General features: G+C 53.0%; 17 protein-coding genes. 10 read left to right on the top strand and 7 right to left on the bottom strand.

Going from position 1 to position 21,601, the window contains the following annotated elements:
* Positions 1-107: 107 nt before the first annotated feature.
* From IT781_RS04075 to IT781_RS04105, 7 genes are all read right to left on the bottom strand, one after another.
* On the bottom strand, positions 108-632 hold the full coding sequence (locus tag IT781_RS04075; RefSeq protein ID WP_194968863.1) for a hypothetical protein: 525 nt from the start codon (positions 630-632) through the stop codon (positions 108-110).
* A gap of 290 nt (positions 633-922) precedes the next feature.
* On the bottom strand, positions 923-2,500 hold the full coding sequence (locus IT781_RS04080) for a hypothetical protein (RefSeq protein WP_194968864.1): 1,578 nt from the start codon (positions 2,498-2,500) through the stop codon (positions 923-925).
* A 46-nt stretch (positions 2,501-2,546) separates the two neighbouring features.
* A complete protein-coding gene (gene cysK / locus IT781_RS04085) occupies positions 2,547-3,455 on the bottom strand; it encodes a cysteine synthase A (protein WP_194968865.1) in 909 nt (302 codons plus the stop codon).
* Positions 3,456-3,543: 88 nt separating this feature from the next.
* Positions 3,544-4,347, bottom strand: coding sequence for an ABC transporter permease (locus tag IT781_RS04090; protein ID WP_194968866.1), 804 nt, complete (start codon positions 4,345-4,347; stop codon positions 3,544-3,546).
* Positions 4,344-5,084, bottom strand: coding sequence for an ABC transporter ATP-binding protein (locus IT781_RS04095; RefSeq protein ID WP_194968867.1), 741 nt, complete (start codon positions 5,082-5,084; stop codon positions 4,344-4,346). The genes IT781_RS04090 and IT781_RS04095 overlap by 4 nt, the downstream gene beginning before the upstream one ends.
* On the bottom strand, positions 5,081-6,043 hold the full coding sequence (locus IT781_RS04100; RefSeq protein ID WP_194968868.1) for a PQQ-dependent catabolism-associated beta-propeller protein: 963 nt from the start codon (positions 6,041-6,043) through the stop codon (positions 5,081-5,083). The genes IT781_RS04095 and IT781_RS04100 overlap by 4 nt, the downstream gene beginning before the upstream one ends.
* Positions 6,044-6,052: 9 nt before the next feature.
* Positions 6,053-7,231 (bottom strand): ABC transporter substrate-binding protein, encoded by a 1,179-nt coding sequence (locus IT781_RS04105; protein WP_370526923.1) that lies wholly within the window; start codon positions 7,229-7,231, stop codon positions 6,053-6,055.
* 98 nt (positions 7,232-7,329) lie between these two features.
* Between IT781_RS04105 and IT781_RS04110 the strand changes: the two genes are divergently transcribed.
* The 10 genes from IT781_RS04110 (at position 7,330) to IT781_RS04155 (ending at position 21,490) form a co-directional block, all read left to right on the top strand.
* Positions 7,330-7,740: a PilZ domain-containing protein gene (locus IT781_RS04110; protein ID WP_194968869.1), complete on the top strand. Its 411-nt coding sequence runs from the start codon at positions 7,330-7,332 to the stop codon at positions 7,738-7,740.
* Between the two features lie 118 nt (positions 7,741-7,858).
* A complete protein-coding gene (locus IT781_RS04115; protein ID WP_194968870.1) occupies positions 7,859-8,683 on the top strand; it encodes an MOSC domain-containing protein in 825 nt (274 codons plus the stop codon).
* Between the two features lie 137 nt (positions 8,684-8,820).
* The gene (locus tag IT781_RS04120; RefSeq protein ID WP_194968871.1) at positions 8,821-10,644 is read left to right on the top strand and encodes a Na/Pi cotransporter family protein; all 1,824 of its coding nucleotides are present in this window, start codon (positions 8,821-8,823) and stop codon (positions 10,642-10,644) included.
* A gap of 67 nt (positions 10,645-10,711) precedes the next feature.
* Positions 10,712-10,957, top strand: coding sequence for a hypothetical protein (locus IT781_RS04125; RefSeq protein WP_228778907.1), 246 nt, complete (start codon positions 10,712-10,714; stop codon positions 10,955-10,957).
* Positions 10,958-11,153: 196 nt separating this feature from the next.
* The gene (locus tag IT781_RS04130) at positions 11,154-12,815 is read left to right on the top strand and encodes a glutamine--tRNA ligase/YqeY domain fusion protein (protein WP_194968873.1); all 1,662 of its coding nucleotides are present in this window, start codon (positions 11,154-11,156) and stop codon (positions 12,813-12,815) included.
* A 218-nt stretch (positions 12,816-13,033) separates the two neighbouring features.
* Positions 13,034-14,761: a DUF2138 family protein gene (locus tag IT781_RS04135; RefSeq protein WP_194968874.1), complete on the top strand. Its 1,728-nt coding sequence runs from the start codon at positions 13,034-13,036 to the stop codon at positions 14,759-14,761.
* On the top strand, positions 14,761-15,375 hold the full coding sequence (locus tag IT781_RS04140) for a DUF1175 domain-containing protein (protein ID WP_370526924.1): 615 nt from the start codon (positions 14,761-14,763) through the stop codon (positions 15,373-15,375). Before IT781_RS04135 ends, IT781_RS04140 begins: the two co-directional genes overlap by 1 nt.
* 170 nt (positions 15,376-15,545) lie before the next feature.
* A complete protein-coding gene (locus tag IT781_RS04145) occupies positions 15,546-20,024 on the top strand; it encodes an MG2 domain-containing protein (RefSeq protein ID WP_194968875.1) in 4,479 nt (1,492 codons plus the stop codon).
* Between the two features lie 3 nt (positions 20,025-20,027).
* Positions 20,028-20,420: a DUF2300 domain-containing protein gene (locus IT781_RS04150; protein ID WP_194968876.1), complete on the top strand. Its 393-nt coding sequence runs from the start codon at positions 20,028-20,030 to the stop codon at positions 20,418-20,420.
* Positions 20,417-21,490 carry a DUF2135 domain-containing protein gene (locus tag IT781_RS04155; protein WP_194968877.1) on the top strand — a complete coding sequence of 358 codons (1,074 nt, stop codon included), beginning with the start codon at positions 20,417-20,419 and terminating at the stop codon, positions 21,488-21,490. The genes IT781_RS04150 and IT781_RS04155 overlap by 4 nt, the downstream gene beginning before the upstream one ends.
* The last annotated feature ends 111 nt before the right edge of the window (positions 21,491-21,601 follow it).

A 21,601-nucleotide genomic window follows, 5' to 3' on the forward strand; every position in this document is an offset into this window, starting at 1 on the left:
CGACCCCAACCTTGGCAAGGTTGTGCTCTACCACTGAGCTATTCCCGCGTTTCAATTTATTCGTACATTATAAAGTCTTTCTTAATAATGTCAACATTTGTTTTTATTTATTGAAGATTAATTGATAAGACCCAGCCGTCTTTACCTTGACACTCACCTTCCAGCATTTGAACCTTAGCAAATGCATTTCTCTTACCAGAAAAATCCTGCAGATCTGTAACGGTTACAGGAGTACCTTGAGGCATATGCTTGCAGAGGCCGTTTCTGTCATCTTCTTCTGTATCATCATACGCTGCTATAGTGCCTGGTACGGCGACTAAACGGATTGTCGATGACTTATCATAGGTATTTGGGCTCTTCAGAACATATTTCTGGCCTATTACAATATTTTTGGCAGCCGGTCCGGAAACAGAGGGGGTGGAATCGCCGCCGCTCGCCATAATAATAATTAGAAGAACTACTATGCCTCCAATAGCCCCAAAAAAGACTTTCGGATTTTTTTCTTTTAAACTCAATATTGAGGAAATCAGGTTTCCTGCTGCATTTTTTGCCGAGCTTTCGCTTTTGTTAACATTTTCTTCGGCTTTGTTAACGCTTTCTTCTGTTTTGTTAACGCTTTCTTCGTTACTCATTTTTCATCCTCACGAAATGTAATTTTATTTATTATATTTATTGAGACCCTGCCCAAACTATCATCAACCGCTTGCTCAGATAATCCAAAAGCAAGATTTGCCATACTAATTCACTAAACTATAAATAAGAAATAGTCAACTAACATTCAATTAGGGCAAGCGCTTTCATTTCACCCAACCATAGCATTTTTCAAGATTGAAGGTCCATTATCAAATTTCCGAATCAATTTATCAACTTACCATGAAGAAAAAACTTTTCAAGCGCTATGTGCGTCTTTATTTTGGCCAGCTTAAATAAAATCATAGCCTTTTTTAGTATGAGCCGGGGTTTGTTTTTCCGCTATGCGCTGGAATTCAAATTGCCAATAACCTAACCCAATATTTTTCCTGTTTTTAAGGACTACAGGGAATTCTTCCTGTTGTATAAATAAACGGATAATATCGCCTTCCAGCATGCTGGTATCGGTGATGATATAAGTCATTTCACTTTCGTGTTCATTTCCTGCATAAAACAAGGCTTTTTGCAGTTCATCTTTTACCGAGGCGTCCAACTGCCTGTAAGTTACAGAGATAGATTGCTGTGCTATCAATTGCATGCCAAAATCTATCTTTCCGTTTTGTTTCGCTACAATGATTTTGTTGACTATCCCTAGGGAGCGTTGATGTTCCGGCATATTTGTTTTTCTGAAGCTCACCAGACTCCCGACGGACAAAACGCCTGTTTTTTCAAATACGCAAGATAATAATTGGTCGGAGCTTGACTGGGCCAAAAACTCCAGCGTTTTTTCGGCATTCGTTTCCGATGAATTTTGCAGATCAAAAGACGCTTCCAGACCAATGGCGATATATCGGTCTAATCTGTCGCTGAAAACAGGAGTTCCCTGAAGATCAATTCCTGACCACCTTTGCCCAAGGTAGTCAAGTAATTCTGGCGATAACTTCCCACTGTTATTTTTCGAGACATACATTGAGCTGAATCTTGCCTCGGTCGCGCTGATCAGCTTATTCTTTTTCTGTAATGCCTTAAATAACTTGGTGAAATCCACATATAGCGCGGCCGGGTCATGCCTGACACCCATGCTCTCCTGATAATGCGGCGGTTTATCTTCATCCGTTGAAATAATACATTGCATCTGCTGGCCGGCAACGGCCTCATTTTTCAGACTCACTAAATAATCTATGGTTTCTATGAAGTTATAAACCAACAAAATCTCTTTTTGTACTAATCCTGTTGGATCAGCAAGGCTGAGCAACAGGATCTGTTTATAACATTCTTCGGGCGAACTTGCTTTATCGGACTGGTTTATACCATTGGCTATTTTGGTCTTGTCTTTTTTTATGTCGACGCTGAGTTTATAAAGCGAATGGAGATCTATCCATACCCAATCAGGAATGGAAATCCCCATAAGAAAATGACTGACAACAAGACTGCTTAATCCTCTAATACAGCGCTGAACCGCCAACGCCGCATTTTTCCCTTGAAACCAACTCACATTGCGCCGAGTCAGTTCTTTAAGCACCATCCAATAACCGATGGTGAATTCCTTTTCAATCGCGACCAGTACATCGAGAATTTTCTTGTCGTTTTCTTCTTTCGGAAAGCCGGTTCTTGTCAGTCTTGAGCGAAGATAATCCTCAATAACCAGTAGACTAGGCCTTACAAGCTCCAGGGCATCCAGCCTCATCTGGCTATCCATCTCAATGGAATTGCAATCTACAATAAAATCATAAAGCAGACGCGTAGCTAAACCAGGATTAGCTGTCGGCAATTCGGTAATCCACTGCTGCAATGCCCTGGTTGAAAATTCTCTAAGGCGCAGAGGCTCATTCTGTTGCTCTGGGATTACCAGAAAGAAAGAATTCTTCACATATTCACCGATTTTGACTTCGCTCTGTAAAAACTGACCAGACCATTTAGCCCATGCTCAAATAACGCTCTCCAGTATCATGAATAATAGTGACAACTGTTTTTCCCGGCCCCAATTTTTTAGCCACTCTTAGAGCTGCGCAGACACTGGCTCCTGATGAAATACCTGCCAGAATGCCCTCCTCTTCAATTAATCGCTTGCGCATTGCGAATGCCTCATCCGTGCTCACCAATTCAATGCTATCCAATAAATCCACACTCAGGTTCTTGGGGACGAAGCCGGCGCCGATGCCCTGAATTTTATGAGGACTATGGGTGCCGCCGGATATAACGGGAGACTCTACGGGCTCTACTGCAATAACCTGAAAATCGCCTTTTCTTTTTTTGATAACATCGGCAACCCCTGAAATCGTTCCGCCCGTGCCTACGCCGCACACGAACGCATCAATATTTCCATCAGTGGCCGACCATATTTCTTCTGCCGTCGTCTGTCTGTGTACTTCTGGATTGGCGGGATTCTCAAACTGCTGAGGCATAAACGCGCCCGGCGTATTGGCGACGATTTCTTCTGCTTTATTAATAGCGCCCCTCATGCCTTCGGGCCCAGGAGTCAAAACAATTTCCGCACCGTACAACGCCAGCAAATGCCGTCTTTCCACCGACATGGTTTCCGGCATGGTCAATATGCATCGATAGCCGCGCACTGCGGCAACCATCGCCAAAGCGATACCTGTATTGCCTGATGTTGGCTCGACTATTGTGCCGCCGGCCTTAAGCTTGCCTTCCTGCTCAGCTGTTTTGATCATCGCGAGGCCGATCCTGTCTTTGACTGAGCCCCCGGGGTTGCGAGACTCGAGTTTGACCACTACATCAGCTGAATCAGCCTCTGCAATATGCCTCAATTTCAATAAACTGGTGTTGCCAATCAATTCACTAATATCCTGAGCGTAAGTCATTTCTTTCTCCTAATTAAATTTATTGATTCCGACGTTGAGATAATTTTAGACCAAACCAGCAAATCGGTTTAGACGTGAGAATCGGCTGTCAGCCGCCTCCCTTTCTCGTCATCATACCTTTTGATGGATTATAACCAATGATCGCCGCTGTCATAAAAATAACGAATGCGACCAATGTGTAAACAAAAGCCTCCTGATTAAACTGCTCGTACAAAGCGAATCGAGTTAGCTCAACCGCCTGCGAGAACGGATTGTATTTAGCAAGATTATAAAGCAGCTCACTGGATTCCTTGATTTTCCACAAAGGATAGAGCGCCGTGGACATAAAAAACAGCGGAAAAATGACGAAATTCATGACGCCTGCAAAATTTTCCAGTTGTTTTATGAATGAAGATAACAATAACCCCAGAGCGCCCAGCATCAGTCCGGACAACATCAATGTCGGCAATATCCACAGATAGCCCTGCCACGGAGCCTGTATTTCATAAAACCAGGCAATCGCTAAAAACACATACACCTGCAAGATGGATACCGCCGTGCCGGCCAATAATTTGCTGAGCAATAAAAACCCTCGGGGCAGCGGGCAGACCATCAGTATCCGCATGCTGCCCATTTCCCGGTCGTAAACCATTGACAATGAACTCTGCATGCCGTTGAACAGTTGAATCATGCCGATCAAGCCGGGCGTGATATATACTTCATAAAGTATATAAGTTTCATAAGGCGGCGTGATAGCCAGTCCCAATGCCGCTCTAAAGCCGGCGGCAAATACGAACAGCCAGACTAAAGGTCTGACCAGAGCGGAAATAAAGCGCTCGCGCTGCGTGACGAAACGCCATAACTCACGCCAGATGATGCCCCACATTGCCCGCCAGTAATGCAGTATATTCATGCCTGCTCTCCCTGCGTCAATGTGTAGAAAGCCTCTTTAATCGTTGCAGATTGGGTGACTTTCTGGACTTCATCAACAGCGCCCTGGGCTTTAATACGGCCTTTATGCAGCACGATCAAGCGGTCCTCCGGATAAATTTCATCAATCAAATGGCTCGCCCACAAAACAGCCATCTGTTCCTCGCCGGCCAGCCGGTGCACATATTCCACGATATCGTGGCGGCTGGGCACATCCAGGCCGACGGTAGGCTCATCCAATAACAGCAGCGACGGCTTATGCAACAGCGCCCGCGCAATCTCGACTCGTCGTCTGTGCCCGCCGTTAAGTTCTCGTATTTGCTCAAAACGACGCTCATACATATTCAAGCGCTCCAGTTCTTCCTGAATCCGCTGCGTGGCCAGCTTGCGACCCATGCCGTGCAAGGCGGCATGGTAACGCAAGTTCTGCATCACCGTCAGATCCATGTCCAGCGTGGTCTGTTGAAAAACCACCCCCAGCCTTGCCAGGGCTTTGCGCGTCTGCCGCTTGATATCGAAGCCGCATAATTCGATGCGCCCGACCCGAGTGTCATAAAGCCGCGTAATCAATGAAAACAGCGTGCTCTTGCCGGCGCCGTTCGGCCCCAACAGGATCGTGCACTCGCCTTGCTGAATCTGAAAACTCACCTGATCCAGCGCTTTTTTGCTGCCGTAGGAAAAGCTTAAGTCCTTGACTAATAATGCTGTAGGCGCACTCATGGCTTGACTGCAACTCCCCAGGGATAAAGCCCCACGCCGACCGATTTAGTCACTTTCTGGCTGTCCAGATCGATAATGGAGATGTCGTTGCTGATACCGTTTGTGGTATAGAGTCTTTTCTGGTCAGGCGAGAAAGCCAGGTTCCAGACCCGTTGGCCGACCAGCAGATATCTTTCGACTTCATATGTCTTTGCATTGACAACGGCGACACGGTTTGCAGGTCCTAACGCCACATAGCCTCTGTTTCTGTCCTTATCGATCACGATGCCGACCGGCTGAATCTTATCGTTAGTGACGCCAGGTATTTCGAAGTGGATGTTTTTGACGATCTGTTTGGTATTGGCGTCCAGAATCGTTAAAGTGCCGGCCATCTCCGATGTCGCCCATAACTGCTGGCTGTCGGCTGTAAAGTTGACGGCGCGGGGACGCGGATCAACCAGGGTATTGTCGGCAATCGCCATGCTTTTCGTATCGATCCAATGCAGCATGTTCGTCGTCTCTGAAGCACTGATCACCCAACGGTTATCAGGGCTGACCGTAATGCCTTCAGGCTCGACGCCCACCTGAATCTGTTTGACGGCTTTTTTGCTGGCGGTATCGATGACGGTTACCCTACTGTCATCTTCATTGGAGACATAAAGCCGGTCACCGGCCGGGTTCAATGCGAATGTCTCAGGATCCTCGCCCGATGGCAATTGGCCTACTACGGCCAAAGTATTGGCATCAACAATCTTGATGGTATTGTCATCGCTGGTGGCGACATAGAGGTACTTGTTATCCGGACTGATAGCGATGCCGCGCGGGCGCTGGCCGACAGGCACTGTCTTGACTAACTTGCCTTCCACTGGATCGACGACTGCCAGGGCATTATCTTTTTCCAGCGTGACGAAAACAGTCTCCCCCTGTACTGAACCCATCGATGCCATTGCCAAAAACAGTGCTAAATAATTTTTTTTCATGCAGCTTCCTCATTTACATGTTGATTCGGATTGATCATACCCTAAAGTGTCGAGTTCGGTTTTCGGATGCAGAAAACCTTCAATCGGTGCTACGGCGACCAGTGATCTCGGGGCCGCCAGTAGAATCGGCTGCCTTAATTGGCCGTTCCAGGAGCGGAAAGACAAAGGGTTGCCTTTATAGCCTTGCAACGCAAACTGCTCACTCAACAAGTAATCCTTAACCGGCTTCAATTCATTGGATTTTGTCCGCGTAGCCGCTTCGCCTACGGCCCTAATCGCCAGATAAGCGGCATAATCCTGCTCTTCCATCCAGCGCCCGGTCTGCTCCTTGAAGCGATTTTGAATCTGCACGGCGCCCCATTGCTCATGTGTCCGGTGCCAAGCTGTGGCAATTAAACCTTGAGTTCCAATCACCGGCCGCGGATACCAAGTGCGATAATCCAGATACTCTCCAAACAGCCCCTGTTCATCGGCGACAACCAGCACATCATAGTCATCCACCTGGGTAAATACAGGCACATCCGATTGCGCCGTGCGCCTCGCGTCGAAAGTATGCTCCCAAGCTTTTTCTTCCACAATTTTCATGCCGAAACGCTTGGCGGCCCGTCTGATGGCATCGGCAAACAGTCGATCTTCGGGATTGGGTCCTATGACCAGAAACCAATCGGTCCAGCGTTTTTTCATCATATACTGCGCTAACGCATCGGCCCGCATGGCTCTGCTGGGCAGCATGTGCAGCACGTTTTTGCGGCATTGCTCATTGCGCAAGGCATCGTCGCGCGTAGCCGCATCGAACAACACCACCTGCTGGGCCGCAGGTAAATCGGCAATGCCGATTATCTGCTCGGCAGGCAGCGTACTCACGACGAACTGAAACTTGCCGGCAATATTTTTGTTGAACTCCTCAGCGACATTGCCGCCAATCGGCACGATGAATTTTTTCAGGACAAATTTCTGTCCGGTAAATTGACCTGTCGTATTGTTGTCATCAATCGCCAGCTCTGCCCCTAAAACGCCCTTATTTTCGATAAAAGGATCTAAATTAGACAGAGGCGGAGGTGCTTTTTGCTCCTGCGCCAAATAAGCGATATCAACCGTCTGTTTAGCTTCGGCATAAACCAGACTGACAGTAAGCAATTGAATAATGAATAAAAATTTAACAACTATCCGAAGTGACTGGTTACGCAACACGGTATTTCCTGGCAATAAAAACGAACAGATCATTAATTTTAACGGATTCACCGACTTTTTTGCTTTTCATTTGAAGTTCGCGCAAAACCGTTATATTGAAATTTACCAGTTTACAGACAATACTTGGGATCATCTTGATAACAACGGTAATCACTATACCCATGAGTTTTGATGATACAGAAGCTGTCGATGAATTTTTTGACTTTGATCTATCCGGGGATCAAGCCATCAACAATCGCATTACCACTCGTTTCATAAGAAAAGACATCAAAGTCACGCTCAGTAAAAACGGCCTGTTCAGTTTTGGCTGCGGAACTCCGGTTGATTTAATTGATATCAGCAGCAAAGGTGTCTTGATTCGCAGCCATAAAAAACTCAATATCAGGGACAAAATAACGTTAGAGCTTGAGCTCGACAGCGGCAAGACTTTCGAAGTCGAAGGCATCGTGGTCCGCAAACCCCCCTCTTTCAAATATCCGGTATGGTATCAAATTCAAGCGTTATAATGACGCACTCGGGGATTATTTGCTCGAAACCCAGAAAGAATTAATATTCAAATGAATCCCATTCCTGTACAGCTTTGGCAAACATCCTGTACTAATCATGCAAGACAACTTAATCCGAATGACACATTTTACATTAAGCGATATATACATTTACCCGGTAAAATCATTGGCGGGCATCAGTGTGCGCCATTGGCCCGTTACCAAAACCGGACTTTTGCATGACAGAAAATGGATGCTTATCGATAAAGACCGGCAATTTCTGAGTCAGCGCAAACTGCCGCGAATGGCCTTGATTAAAACGGCCCTGACCGAAAACGACCTGATCCTGTCCGCGCCCGGCATGGAAAACCTGATACTGCCGCTGACGCCCGAAGACGGCGAGATCATCGACAGCACCATCTGGCACGATCAGTGTGATGCCCGCAACGTGTCACCGGAAGCCGATCAATGGCTGAGCCGTTTTCTAAACATCGATTGCCGGCTTGTATATCAGCCCGACAACGAGATCCGTCGAGTCGACCCTAATTATGCACAAGCTACTGACCAGGTCTCGTTTGCCGATGGCTTTCCTTTTCTGATTATCTCAGAAAATTCGCTGGCTTCATTAAATCGTGAAATAGGACTGGATTTTCCGATGGCTCGCTTCAGGCCCAATCTGGTCATTGCCGGCTGCCCCGCTTATGCCGAAGACAGCTGGCGCGAAATCCGCATTGGCGCTATTGATTTCAGGCTTCCTAAACCCTGCTCGCGCTGCTCGGTGCCCACCATAGATCCCGAAACTGCGCAAACAGGCAAAGAACCCCTGATAACACTTAACCGTGTCAGAAAATGGCAAAATAAAGTCTACTTCGGGCAAAATGCCCTGCATGATCAGTGCGGCGCACTGACAGTCGGCGATATTGTCCAGGTCAAATCGACCGGGCCAAGCCAACCGCCGATTTAATCGCAATTCATAAAGGCGGCTGAAGCCGCCTTTTTTACTGCCAACAGGCGACGAAAGTCATCCCCGCCTTTAAACTATGCCTTTTTTCATGGCTCTCGCAAAGCAAATCTCAGCCTTTGCCCTATTTTTATTGAAACATGCCAAAAACTCTTCTATTTGTTGTTGTTCCGCTGCTGTCTTATGGTTTCTGGCTAAGCGATGAATTTAAAGGCATTGCCGCAGGCATCGCGATTTTTATCTTCGGCATGCTGTCTCTGGAGCAAGGCTTCAAAGCCTTTACCGGCGGCATGCTGGAGCGGATTCTGCAAAAAACCACGGATACGATCTGGAAAAGTCTCAGCTTTGGCATCGTATCAACGACTTTGATGCAGTCAAGCACCCTGGTTTCGATTATCACCATTTCTTTTTTAAGCGCCGGCTTGCTCGACTTAGCCGCAGGTATTGGCATCATATTCGGCGCCAATCTCGGATCAACTACCGGCGCATGGCTGATTGCCGGATTGGGATTGAAAGTCAAAATCTCCACTTATGCCATGCCCATGCTGGTTTTCGGCGTTTTATGCAGTTTTCAGAATGACAAGCAGCTAAAAGGGATCGGTTACATCCTGACCGGATTGGGCTTTCTTTTCCTCGGCATACATTTTATGAAGGAAAGTTTCGAAACTTTTGAAAATACCGTCAAGCTGGCGGATTACGCCATGCCGGGCTTAAAGGGGCTGTTGATTTACACATTAATAGGCATCATCGCCACCATGATCATGCAATCCAGCCATGCCACGCTGGTGCTGATCATCACGGCGCTGTCCGTGCATCAGATCACTTATGACAATGCACTGGCGCTGGCCATCGGCTCCAATATCGGCACGACCTTTACCGCCATCATCGGCTCCCTGAGCGCCAATGTCCAGGGTAAACGGCTGGCCGGCGCGCATCTGCTGTTCAACCTGCTGACCGGCATTATCGCCCTGATTTTCATCAGAGAATTTATCATTGCCGTTGACAGGATCGATGCCGCGCTAGGCATTGCCGTCACGGATAACACGCTGAAACTGGCGACTTTCCATAGCCTGTTCAATCTGGTCGGCGTTGCCGTTATGCTGCCGTTCGTGAACCATCTGGTCGCGCTGCTGGAAAAAATATTCGCAGAGAAACGCCCCAACCTTTTCAGGCCCAAATATTTAAATCCATCCGCCATCGGATTTCCTGAAACCGCCGCTGAATCGGTCAGGCTGGAAACCATCCATTTATATGACCATGGCATCCATATCATTCTGCATGCGTTTGGTTTGCGCAAACGCAGCCTTTCGGACCAATCCGATCTCAAACAATTGATAAAACAAAATAACGACCTTGTCGAATACGATATCGACGCGGGCTATGAGAAAAGAATAAAAGGCATCTACAGCGCCATCATTGCTTTTATCGGCCAAGCGAATTCCGCATGGGAAATGAAACAATCGCCCAATCTCGCCTTGCTGCGCGATGCCAACCGGACGCTGGTTGAAGCGATCAAAGACACCAAACATTTACAGAAAAACTGGGCCCGCTCCAGAACCTCGAAAAATCAGGCCACAATCGACGAGTATAAAAAAATCGCTTACCAGATAGTGTCGCTGATCCAGCAGATTGAACAGTTCAGGCGAGAGATTGCCGAGAACGAATTGCCGTTATTATCACTGGATGTCTTAAAGGCGATGATTGAAGACGAGGATATGCGAATGAACCGCTCAATTGACACACTGATCAGGGAGCGAAAAATCACGCCTGAAACCGGCTCGTCTTTGATCAACGACAGCACATATATGTACAACATCAAGAAAAACCTGATTAAAACTGCCGAAACGCTATTTGTGAATGACAATATCAACGCTATTTACATTGAACAGCAATTAGCCCTGAATGAAGTCGAGATCAAGGAAGTCGTTCAAGCGGTGGATGCGCCCATAACAGACAATCCGTAGATTAGGATTATACTCGACAGTACTTTTTTAATTCTTGCTTCCACCCGCCATGAATAAAGAAAAGCTATTGCATAAATTACAAGCCTTTTTTGACCCCGCCCAAAAAAGGAAAAAACGCCACAGAGAAGAGCTGAAAAAGATCCTGAAGAGTCTCAAGAAAAAAGAACGGAAGATCTCGGATAAAATAGAACAGGCTGATGATGAATGCTTGAAGAAACTGTATCAAACCGAACTGGAAATCATCCGCCTGCAGCGCAAAAAAGGCATCGACGTACTGCAACAGCTCAGGGAAAACAAAGATTCGACCGACTAAATTCCCTATCGCGTATTTTCGCACCCGGTGCGGTCTTTACTAAAGCGGGCACGTACAGTAGTATGCTCGACAATGATCCAGCAGCTTGAAATGCCAAATACTTATAGAAAGCCTGCCGATCACTCAACGGCTGATCTGGCTGCATTATCTGACTATTAAATCAACATCCATAACGCGACAATTACATACAGACCTCATGGCCACAAACGAAAATCTGCCATCACCAAATTTTATTCGCCATATCATCGACAACGATCTCAAGGAAAACAAAAATAACGGAAAAGTCGCCACCCGGTTTCCGCCTGAGCCCAACGGCTATCTGCATATCGGCCATGCGAAATCGATCTGTCTGAACTTCGGCATTGCCCGCGAGTATAACGGCACTTGCAACCTGCGCTTCGACGATACGAATCCTGAAAAAGAAAGCGACGAATATGTAGAATCCATTAAACGCGACGTGCAATGGCTGGGCTTTCAATGGACGGAATTACGCCATGCCTCGGACTATTTCGAACAGCTTTATGATTATGCCGTACAGCTGATCAAAGACGGCAAAGCCTATGTCGACAGCCTGTCGGCCGAACAAATAAGAGCCTATCGCGGCACCCTGACCGAGCCCGGCCAGGAAAGCCCGGACAGAAACCGCTCTGTGGAAGACAACCTGGACCTGTTCAGACGCATGCGCGACGGCGAGTTTGCCGATGGACAATACGTGCTGCGCGCCAAGATTGATATGGCATCGCCGAATATCAACATGCGCGATCCGGCTCTGTACCGCATTCGCCGCGTTCATCACCAGCGCACCGGCGACAAATGGTGCATCTATCCGATGTACGATTACACGCATTGCATCTCCGACGCGCTTGAAGGCATTACGCACTCGCTGTGCACACTGGAGTTTGAAGACCATCGTCCGCTTTACGATTGGGTTCTGGACCAGCTCGCTACGTCCTGCCATCCGCAGCAGATAGAATTTGCCCGCCTGCAATTGGAATACACCATCGTCAGCAAGCGCAAGCTCAATCAGCTGGTCACCGAAAAACACGTCAATGGCTGGGATGACCCGCGCATGCCGACCATTGCCGGTTTGCGCCGTGCAGGCTTTACGCCTAAAGCCATACGCGATTTCTGCGAACGCATTGGTGTGACCAAACAGCATTCATGGATAGAAATGAGTATGCTGGAATACTGCATCCGAGAGGACCTCAACGAGAATGCGCCCCGCGCCATGGCCGTACTGCGGCCTTTACGCGTCGTTATCGAAAATTATCCCGATGACAAAACCGAATACATGGAAATCAGCAACCATCCCCAGAAGCCTGAGTTCGGCAAGCGTGAAGTCGCCTTTTCCAAAGTCGTGCTAATTGAACAGGATGATTTTGCTGAAGTACCGCCGCCTAAATTCAAGCGTCTGATAGAAGGCGGCGAAGTCCGCCTGCGCGGCGCTTACATCATTAAATGCAACGAAATCATCAAGGATACCGACGGCAACATTACGGAACTGCGCTGCACTTACGATCCAGACACGTTGGGCAAAAATCCGGAAGGCCGCAAAGTCAAAGGCGTCATACACTGGGTTTCCGAAGCGCACGCACGGCCAGCGGAAGTGCGTTTGTATGACCGCTTGTTCAAGGTGCCCAATCCGGATAATGAAGAGAATTTCCTCGACGCATTGAATCCGAATTCACTGGAAATACTGACAGACTGCCGCGTCGAAGCCAGCCTAGCTGAGGCAAAGCCTGAAAGCCGCTACCAGTTTGAACGCACCGGCTATTTCTGCCTGGACCCCGACAGCGCAGACGGAAAGCTGGTATTCAACAGGACGGTGACTCTGCGCGATAGCTGGGAAAAAGACTGATCGCTAAACAGCTAACCGGACCTGATCAAAGGTTGCCCATTTGACATATGGGCAACCTTTTTCTTCACTGAAACTCGGAATGCACAACAAAACGTCATTTGATCTGAAGCTCTGCCTTTGCTGACAATTCCATATTCTTAGTCTAGAATGGAGCGGCTCTTAAAGTGAAAAAATACCATCTTTAAAATCTAACGCCCACTTCTAAAGGAATTCATTGCTTGACTCTCTTGCGCAACCTCGGATCAGCGCTTGCCGCAAGCCGCAAATGGCGCTATTCACTGCTGGCCCTGCTTGGCCTGGCGGCCATCATGGTCATCGGTACGGGCATATATCATTGGTATTCGCGGGCGAGGACCGAGCCGGCGCTAGCGGTCGAGGTGAACCTGCTGAACCCGGATGCCTTTCTCAACACACAAAGCCTGTCCAGACTCCCGAAAGATCTGCTCATGGCCCCGGTTCTGCAACATCTGGCCCTGGAGGACCTGTTCTTCTATTATCAGGAGAACGAGGAGCGGCTGAGCCTGGAAGGTACTTTAAGACGGATCGGCTTTGAGCACGAGCTCAACCTGAGCGATCGATTCCTTGCCGCGATTCTCGACCGTCCGGCCCAAATCGCCTTTTGGAAAAGCCGCGACGGCCGGCTCGGACGCTGGCTGACGGTGGTCCGCCGCGAAGGTTTGGTGCCGGTTCTGGAAGCGCTGGCCAAGACGGCCCTGGCCGACAGCCAGTTGCGCATCGCCGGCGCGCTCCCCGGCCCCAGCGCCCCCCAAGTGTTCGAACTGAGCTATGGACGCCGCCTGAAGCTATATTTCGCCAGCCTTGGAGATCGCCTGCTGGTCTTTTCCGATCCCGGCATCCTGCTGCACGCAGAGGCGGCGGAACTGGAGAAAGTCAACCGCCTGCTGAACGCGGAAAACCCGGCCGACCTTTGGGCGCAAAGTTTCCAATTGGAAGCTCAACCCCATGTCCATACTTTCGCGGTGTCCGCGAATTACCTCAGCCTGGGCTATCAGGCGCTGTTCCCGGCGTTGCACGCGCTGCGCTTCGATTATGATGCCCCCGGCTGGACTGCGGCGGTTTCGGCATCGGACCCTTTCCCCACGGCTTCCAAAGTATGGAACGCCGTGCCCGACCATCCGACCTTATGCGCGGCAGTTCCAATCGATCCGGACCGAACAGCCGCGCTGCTGTCCAAAGTGGTGTCTGCGGACGACGCCGAGCGCTTGGCGGACGCCCTCGAGCCGCCTGCCGCCGTGTGCTGGTACAACAAAACCAAGCTCTACGCTCCTTTGGTGGCGATCCGGAAAAATTCCGAAGCCAGCTTGAACACGGCCCTGCAGAGCTTGTTCAGGACCGCCATCGGCACCCACGAAGCGGGCGAAGTACAAGCCCAAGCCGAGTCGCCGTCCGCCGCTAAACCGGCACAACAGGCCGGAGAAGACGAGGCCGCTGACCCCCCTGTTGTCATCTATCACCCGCCGTTCGAAGTCTTGGAGGACAAACAGGCGAACGGTATGGTCTGGCGCCGTGAAGTCAGTTCGCCCTACGGAATCCGGCCTCGAGAAGACAGCGAGCACAGTGAAGACATGCGCTCAGGCCGCTATTTCACTGTCGCCCTGGCAGAGCGGCAAGATACGCTGTTGTTCTCGCCGGATGCGGCGCTGGTGGATGATGCCATCGCGGTCCTAGAAGGACGCTATCCGGCCCTGGGCGACGCCCTGCCCGAAAATAGCGAATCCGCTGTAGTCATGTATCCCGACCGCCTTGTCAACATGGTCACAACTGCCCTGCTGGATAGTCTGCCGGGCGAGCGGGAACCGATATTCCGGGCCAATGTCTCCGAGCGCCTGCTGCCGGAACTGGAAAAGCTCAAGGACGGACGGATCATGCGTCTGCCGGCGCCGGCCGGAAAAACTGCCTGGGAACCGCTCAAGTGGTCCGAATAGTGCTGGCGGCGCTGGCTCTGCTCGGCGCTTCCGCAGCCTGCGCCGAACCGGTGCTGGACACCCGGCAGACCGATGCTTTCCGCGCCTGGTTCGTGCGCATCGTCGGCGAACAACTCCGGCAGGGACCGACGCCGCGCTGGGCCCAGCAGGACTGCGCCGGTCTGGTCCGGTTCGCCGTGGGCGAAGCGCTCAAAGCTCATGGCGAGGCCTGGCGCAAAGCCAACGGGGTGTCTAACCGCTTCCTCCCGCCGGAAGTCGGACTGACGCCCGAACAATCCGAGCTGCGCAACCACTGGAGGCGGGCGGATGGCCAGCGCGGCGCCTACGCCTCGGCCATTGATCTGGTTCAGGAGAACAGCGTCTTCATATCTTCGGATATCAACCAGGCATTGCCGGGAGACCTGTTGTTTTACGATCAGGGCGACAGTCAGCACCTTATGGTGTGGATGGGGGATTACATCGCCTACCATCGCGGCTCCAAGGCCAAAAACGACAACGGCCTGCGGGCCGTTCCCCTCGACACTCTCATGAATTGGAAGGACACCCGGTGGCAACCACGACCCGACAATCCCAACTTTGCCGGTATCTACCGTTTCTCGTTCTTATCACGCTGATTAACATCGCGTGGGCGGGCGACATTGATCCCAGCGGCTATGGACGAGCCGTCGGAGACAGGTTCTTTTTAGTCGCAGAAACCCCGTTCGGCTCCGACGAAATGGCGGTGGTCAGGTTAGACGGACCAGCGAGCGCTTCGGACGAGGACGCAGATATCCTCATCTACCGCGTGCCCGACCCCTTAGCGTTTCTGAAAAGCCAGCGCAACCTGCACCGCATCCAGGTGACGGCGCAATCCCGCCCCGAAGGCATCGCCAACGCGCTGAACTATGTCTTCGACGTGTGGTACAAGAAAACCCGGCTGGCCTGGCAACGCATTTTTTCCGAGGAGGCGCGAACCAAGGTGGTCGAGGCTATCCCGACGCTCAAGCAGGCGCCGCCGCACAGCTACCACACCGAATTCCGCCATGATCCGCAAATTAAGCCCCTGCCCGGCTTCGAGCTGGTCGATCGCTTCCGCTATCCGATCTGGGCAGCGAAGCCCATACAGCAGGACTCGGCCGTGAACATGGAAGGCAGCAGCAGCGAATTCATCGCTGCCAAACCGGGTGATGTGAAAATCCCGCTGGGTAAACTGCCGCCCGGCCTGTACCTGGTGGAAGCGGCCATCGGCGGACAGAGAGCCATAACGGTGGTATTCGTATCCGATGTGATCGCGGTCGCCAAGGTGTCCAGAGAGCAGTTGCTGGTGTGGACCGCCGAGCGCAAAACCGGGCGTCCCGCAGGACAGGCCCGCATCCTGTTCTCGGACGGAGTGGGCGTAATGCAGGAGGGCGAGACCGACTCGCGCGGCCTCCTGATGATCCAGCGCAAGGTCCCCGAGCGCAGCTACATCATCGGCCAGGACGGTCGGGGCGGCGTGTTCGTTTCGGAGAATTTCTACTACGACAGCGAAATCGAAGGCGACAAGCTTTACGCTTTCACCGACCGGCCGCTTTATCAGCCGGGCGACAAAGTCCATGTCAAGCTGGTGGGAAGAACCTTCCGGGATGCGCTGAACTCCTCGCCCCTGGCAGCTGGCAGCGTCACCCTTTCCGTGCTCGATCCCAACGGCACTCCAGTCGCGGTTCAGGCATTGCAGGCATCCCCTGAACAGGGCGCCAACGCCGAGTTCCGCCTGCCCAAGGAAGCCGTAGCCGGCGGCTATACTCTGAACCTGAGCTATCAGGGGGCGGCCTATATGGGCTCGTTCCGGGTCGCCGCCTATACCAAACCGCATTTCGATGTGGAGATTACGACCCGCGAGCAGGACTACAAAACCGGCCAGCCCATTCATGCGCGCATCCAGTTGCGCTATCCGAGCGGCGAGCCGGTCAAGGGCGCCACCGTGGAACTGAACCTGCGCACCCAGGCGCTGAACCTGCTCGGCGGCGAGGGCTACAGTAATTATTACACCGGCGCCCAGGTGCATTTCCCGGTCAAGCTGGCCCAGGAAAGCCGGATCGCCGGTGACGACGGCGCGGTGGAGTTCGACCTGCCGCCGGCCAAGGAACCCAGCCATTACATTCTGCGCGTCGCCTGCGCCGACAGCTCGACCTATCGGGTAACCGCGGTCAAGGAATTCATCATCGAGAGCGGCCGCAAACTTTATCAACTCAACTCTTCCGCCCATATCTCCAAGCCCGGCGAGGGCATCGATTTCACCGCCGTACCGTTGGCGGGCACTCGGCAGGAACCGGGACAGGCCGTGTCCTGGGAGTCACTGCGGCTGGATGACCAAAGCCGCGCTACGGGCGAGGCGAAAAACGACCGCTTCCGGGTGAAATTCGCTCAGGCCGGCGCCTATACGGTGCGAATCAAGGACGCCGACGGCGAAGTCGTCGGCCAGACCGAACATTGGGTATCCGGCAATGGCGCCAGACTGGCAACGGGCGGACTCAGGATCGACCTGGACAAGGACGAATACCGCGAAGGCGAAACCGCCCATGCCCTCATCAGCTTCCGCGATCCGGTGGACAACGCCCTGCTCACGCTGGAACGGGATTCCGTGCAGAGTGCGGGACTCATGACTGAAGGCACCGACTGGGCCAGCCTCACCCGCATCAGCGAAACGCAATGGCGGGCGGATATCCCGATACGTCCCGGCTATGCGCCCAACCGGGTGTTCTCGGTGCTGTACGTGAAGAATGGCCGCTACACCTTCCAGAACAAAGGCATCAAGGTTCGGATTCCTGCCGTCGAAATCGCTTTCACTGCCGATAAAGCGATTTACCGGCCCGGTGATGAAGTGCGGGTGGAAGTCCGCACGCAACTGGATGGCCGCCCCGTTTCCAGCCGTCTCGCCGTGGGCGTGGTGGATGAAGCGGTGTACGGCCTGCAACCCGAAATTGCGCCGAACATTCAGGACTTCTTTCAGCACCTCCGCCGCAACCAGGTGCGGACGTCATCCAGCCTCAATTTCCATGCCTACGATATGGCCCTGCCCGTCGAACGCAGCGCCCCGCCGCAGCCCTCCTACAGCAACCGGCCTTTGAAAATGCTGGAACGCCCGCGCCGGGAAGCCATCGACACGGCCGTCTGGCTGCCCGATCTGGCGACCGACGCCGAGGGCAAAGCCAGCTTCTCGTTCAGGATGCCGCAATCGCTGACCCGCTGGCGCATCACCGGCCGGGCCTGGACCGATGCCGGCGCGTTCGGGCAGAGCGTCGGACAATTGGTTTCCGCAAAGGACATTTATCTTAAATGGACAGGCCCCCGTTCTTTCGTGGCCGGCGAAAAGCCGGTCATCACCTTGGTAGGCTATAACCGGACAGCCAAAAACCAGATTGCAACATTCACGGCCAATGGCGGCGGCATCAACCTTAACCGGGAAGTGGAATTGAAGCCGGGCGCCAATTATCTGGAACTGCCTTACGAAGCCCAAAGCAGCGGCGCATTCAAGACTGCGCTATCCGTCAACGGACAAATACAAGACGCGCTGGAAACGACGATCGAAGTGGTTCCCAAGGGCTGGCAAACCCGTTACGAGCGACCGGTGGATCTAAAGCCCGAAGGCAGCACGGTTGCTCTGCCCCAGGGTGCCAGCAATATCCGGCTCATGCCCGCCGGGAAAGGCTGGCAGCACTTCTGGCGCATCGCCGAATCGCTGGCGGATTACCCCTACGGCTGCGCCGAACAAACCGCGAGCCGGCTGATCCCGCTCAGCCTTGCCTATGGTCATCTGAAATCGCTAGGCCCTGACCCGTCCGTGCAGAAGACGACCGCGGAACTGCGGGACGAAATCGCCAGCGCCCGCTTGCGGCTGGTCAAAATGGCCGGGCCGAATTCCGCATTCGGCTGGTGGGGCAATCAATCCAAGGATGATCTGCTGCTGACCGCGTATGCCTATTTCGCCGACTGGCACGCCCAGCAAACGCTGGGCATCGCCGCGCCGCCTGCCATCTGGCTGAGCCTCCTGGATGTGTACAAGCAGCAGGCCGCTAAAGAAGACATCCTGACTCAGGCTACCGCACTGTGGCTGACCAGCGTGATGGGCTTGCCGGTCAAAACCCAGACACGCGCTTTAGTCAGACGCATCATGCAGCCCAGCGAGAACAAGCCCAGCGTGACGCCGGGTTTGCTCACCCACATCCTGCATGAGGATAAACTTGACGAGAAAGCACCCGCCGCCCGGCTTCCCATGCTGGGCCAGGACGAACGACTGGCCTTGCTGATCCTGGATACACTGGGCGATGTGGGAGCCTATGATCCGGCGGCCCGAAAGGTCGTAGATGCCTTCGCAGGCGATATTCCCGAAACCGGCGCTGGCCGGCTGAAACAAGCCGCCCTGATGCTGGATGCCGCCCGCAAGGGCCAGCCTCCGGCAGACGGCCAACTCTCGGAACTGCTCGCCGATATCGGCCCGGATATACCGACGCTGGAACGCTCGCTGGTGCTGCTCATGGCGCAAAAAGCCGCGGGAGCGGAACCTTACGCAGCAGCGGAAAAGCTGGATTTCACCGCGACTCCGGCTTTCGAGCCCGCTGAGTCCCGCTTCGGCCTGCCGGTCTGGAAACTGGCCGGCAACCGCGACGCCGGCTCCACGCCCCTGTCTATTCAAGTCTCTGCGGCTAAGCCGGGGGCGGCCTATCTGAGCTATGAATTGCATGAGATAGAGGTCAAGAATCCGCTTGCCAACGTCCAAGTGACGCGCAAGCTGTATAAACTGGACTTGCCAAAGCCGGATACCGAACAGGAGGAGAACGGGGAAGCCGAGGAAAGCTCTGGGCCGGTCTATGCCGCCACAGAAATCCAGCCGGGAGCGGAGATCGATTCCTCGGCCCTTTACCTTGATGAAGTGGTCGTCAGCGGCGAAAGCGGCGCGCGCTACGGCGCCGTGGACATTCCCTTGCCTTCGGGAGCCGATGTGGAAGCCGCACCGTGGGGCATGAAAATTTCGGGGCCGGGTTTTGGCGGCGGAGCAGCGGAAGATGGGCAGGATCAGGCGCAATCCCAGCCTATGGAACTGGAGAACACCGAGTACCAGACTTTCCCGCATCGATACACCGTCCCTGTCGAAGCGTTAAATGGCGATGCCCGCTTCCTGCACCTGCTCCGGTTTTCCCAGCGCGGGGAATTCGAGCTTGGCCGGGCGCGCTATTTCGAGATGTACCATCCCAGCCGGCAAGCGCTGCAGACCGAGGCAGCTTATACACTCAAGGTCAGGTAGACGATGAAAAGATTGAAGCACACTTGCAGCCTTTGTCTCTGGGCATTTTCCGCCTTCACGGCTGGAGCCTGGGCAGATCCTCAGGAAATGCCGTGCCAGAGAAACCGGCTTATGGAGCAATGGCTGGATAAACAGACTCCGCGCTGGAACAGGCAGCTGGCTGTAATCGACGGATTCGAGGCGCCCGGCGGCATCGAAATCTGCCTCGCCCAGTCCGGCAGTCCCCGCGCGGACTATACCGCCAACCGGATCTGGCTGCGCTATCTGGATTATGAGGAAGATCGCCGCAGTCTGGCGCACGAATACCTGCATCTGGCGTTCAAGCATTCCCCGCGGGCGCTCGACGAAGCTTTCATCGAAGCCACCGCAAGACAAATCCTCGAAGGAGACGTATGAGATTGTTCAAGATGATTGCCGCCGGGACCGCGCTGCTGGCCTGCGGTATGCCCGCCGCCGCGGCCGGCTTCGATTGCAGCAAAGCGGCCAGTGCGGTCGAAACCGCAATCTGTGCCGATAATACGCTCTCGGCTGCCGACGAGGCCTTGGCTGAGCTTTACGACCAACTCGCCTGGCTTGCATCAGGCGATAAGAAAGCCTTGCAGCAATTGGCAGCCGGGCAAAGGGAATGGCTGCAAAAACAACGCAATCCCTGCCAGGATAATGCCTGTATTGCCTCGGCCTATAGCCGCCGGCTGACTGAAATCGAAACCCAGATCAAAGCTTTTACCGACGCAGCGCCAGCCGCTCCCGGCCGGGCCGAACTGGACGCGCCCTTGGGCGGCTGGCGCAATTCCTCCGGTGAACGGACGCGCTACGTGCAGAAAGTCACCTATCCGGCCTCGGACGTAAACGCCGAAGACGAGGACAGCCCGCTGGGGCTGATCAAGGGCCGCATCGCCGCCAGCCCGAAATCCGGCGGTGATGCTGAACAGCCGCTAACACTGGTGGTCAACGGCGTCTCGATGCCGCTCAAAACCGACCAGGGCGAATTCGAGCGGCCGTATGCTTTCGGCGCCGGCTCGAATAGCGTTGAAATTCTCGCGCCCGACGGCAGGAGCCTGGCGCGAACGCAGTTTTACGAAGCCTACCGCGAAAAGCCGAGTCCTAAACTCCGTGTTGTGCTGTCCTGGGACAGCGATGGCACCGATGTCGACCTGCATGTGATCACACCGGACGGCGGACATGGCTTCTACGGCAACCGGGTGTTGGAAAACGGCGGCGCGCTGGACGTGGACGTGACCACAGGCTTCGGTCCGGAGATTTTTTCCATGCCCGCAATCCTGCCGGGAGCCTATCTGGTCTACGTGAATTATTACGGAGGTTACGACAGCGACGAGCAACTGACCACGGGCAAGATCACCGTGATTACCGGCGAAGGCACGCCGGACGAGAAAATGGAAACCGTCACGGTTCCCTTGCGCCATCCAGGTGATTTGGCTCTGGTGTACTCGTTCAGTTATCCCTAATCATGAGCGTCAACAATTGCCACATCCATCATAGAGATTTTCGGCTGAAGGGCTGAGGCCACTCGAACCCGGCCTGACAGTGCAAGATTGAGCCAGAACCACTACAGTTAT

This window comes from Methylobacter sp. BlB1, assembly GCF_015476545.1.
GTDB lineage: Bacteria > Pseudomonadota > Gammaproteobacteria > Methylococcales > Methylomonadaceae > Methylobacter.